Raw genomic sequence first — 2,286 nt, forward strand, 5'->3', positions numbered from 1 at the left:
GGGGGCGACGTGCCCCCCGCCGGCGGCGCCGCCGCTCGACGAGGACCCCGCCCGCGACCGTCTCGCACCGGAGGAGCGGCCCCAGCCCGAGCAGAGCAAGGGCTTCTTCGACAAGGTGCGCGATAAGGTCGACGAAGTGCGCGACGACCGTCGCCGCAGCTGACCACCGGCTGGGCCCGCCATCCACCACGGATGGCGGGCCCTCGCCACGCCCCGACCGAGAGGACCCTCGTGAAGATCGCCATCATCCTCGGCAGCACCCGCCCCGGACGCTTCGGCGCCCAGGTCGCCGACTGGGTCGTCGCCCAGGTCGCCGACCGTGACGACGCCGAGTACGAGCTGGTCGACCTCGCGGACTACGACCTCGACCTGCTCAACGAGCCGACCGTCCCCGGGGCCGCCAAGCGGCAGTACGACAACCCCAAGACCCGCCGGTGGGGCGCGAAGATCGACGAGTTCGACGCCTACGTCTTCGTCACGCCCGAGTACAACCACGGCGTCCCCGCGGCGCTGAAGAATGCCTTCGACGTGCTCTACCCCGAGTGGGTCCACAAGGCCGCGGCCCTGGTCTCCTACGGCGCCGACGGCGGCGTGCGGGCCGTCGAGCACTGGCGCACGATCCTCGCCAACCCGCAGATGCACGTCGTGCGCGGCCAGGTCTCCTTCTCGACCATGCTCGAGGTGACGAAGGGGGAGGACGGCGACGTCTTCGCCCCCGCCGAGCGCCGGGCCAAGGAGCTGGGCAATGTCCTCAAGCAGCTGACGCGGCTCGCGGAGGCGACCGCCTCCCTTCGTCCCTGACGCGTCGTCACCACGTCGTCGGCCGGCGTCGACGGGCCGATCCACAGCGGCCTCCCCACGGGGGAGGCCGCTGTCGTCGTCCGCACGTAGGCTCGTGCCCGTGAGCACCGCCCTGTACCGCCGCTACCGCCCCGAGAGCTTCGCCGACGTCATCGGGCAGGAGCACGTGACCGAGCCGCTCATGCAGGCGCTGCGCTCCGGCCGGGTCAACCACGCCTACCTCTTCTCCGGGCCGCGCGGCTGCGGCAAGACGACGAGCGCGCGCATCCTCGCCCGGTGCCTCAACTGCGAGCAGGGGCCGACGCCGACCCCGTGCGGCGAGTGCGACTCGTGCGTGGCGCTGGCCCGCGGTGGCCCCGGCACGGTCGACGTCATCGAGATCGACGCCGCCAGTCACGGTGGTGTCGACGACGCCCGCGACCTGCGGGAGCGGGCCTCCTTCGGGCCGGCGCAGAGCCGCTTCAAGATCTACATCATCGACGAGGCGCACATGGTGACGCCGCAGGGCTTCAACGCCCTGCTCAAGATCGTCGAGGAGCCGCCCGAGCACGTGAAGTTCGTCTTCGCGACGACTGAACCCGAAAAGGTCATCGGCACGATCCGCTCGCGCACCCACCACTACCCCTTCCGGCTCGTGCCGCCGGCCCGCCTGCAGGACTACATGCAGCAGCTCTGCGATGCCGAGGGCGTGCAGGTCGAGCCGGGGGTCCTCTCCTTCGTCGTCCGCGCCGGTGGCGGATCGGTGCGTGACTCGCTGTCCGTGCTCGACCAGCTCATCGCCGGCAGTGACGACCGAGGGCTGACCTACGAGCGGGCCGCCGCGCTGCTCGGCTTCACCGACGGCGAGCTGCTCGACAGCGCCGTGACCGCCTTCGGCGCGGGGGACGCCGGTGGCGTCTTCAAGGTCATCGACTCGGTCATCGAGACGGGCCTCGACCCGCGGCGCTTCGTCGAGGACCTGCTCGAGCGGTTCCGCGACCTCATCGTCGTGTCCGCGGCGCCCGACGGCGCGGCGGCGATCCTGCGTGGTCTGCCGGGTGACCAGATCGACCGGATGCGCCAGCAGGCGTCGGTCTTCGGTCCCGCGTCCCTATCGCGTGCCGCCGACATCATCAACGCCGGCCTCACCGAGATGACGGGGGCCACCTCGCCCCGCGTGCAGCTCGAGATCATCGCCGCGCGCGTGCTGCTGCCCGCCGCGGCCGGCGAGTCGGGCTACGGCGCTCGCCTGGACCGCATCGAGCGTCGTCTCGAGGTCGGGGGAGTGCGACCGGTGGCGGTCCCGCGGTGGATGCGTCGGGTGGGCACACGAGCGCGGGTGCTCCCTCCGCGCCGTCGCCTGCAGCGCCTGCTGCTGCGGTGGCTGCACCTGCTGCGTCGGTCCCGCCTGCGCCCGCTGCGTCGGTCCCGTCCGCGCCCGCGGTGCCCGTGCCTGCCCCACGAAGCCTCGACCCCGGAGCGCTCGTCCGAGCCCCTTCCGCCTCG

General features: G+C 72.5%; 1 protein-coding gene and 1 pseudogene. Both read left to right on the forward strand.

Translation table 11 applies throughout. The features are described from left to right. Positions 1-231 precede the first annotated feature (231 nt). Entirely contained in the window at positions 232-801 is a 570-nt protein-coding gene (locus AC2W7J_RS17570) for an NADPH-dependent FMN reductase (protein WP_255184410.1), read from the forward strand. 100 nt (positions 802-901) lie between these two features. Then, positions 902-2,286, forward strand: a pseudogene (locus AC2W7J_RS17575) (DNA polymerase III subunit gamma and tau); the annotation flags it as partial.

This window comes from Janibacter sp. CFPM2_SD2, assembly GCF_057364645.1.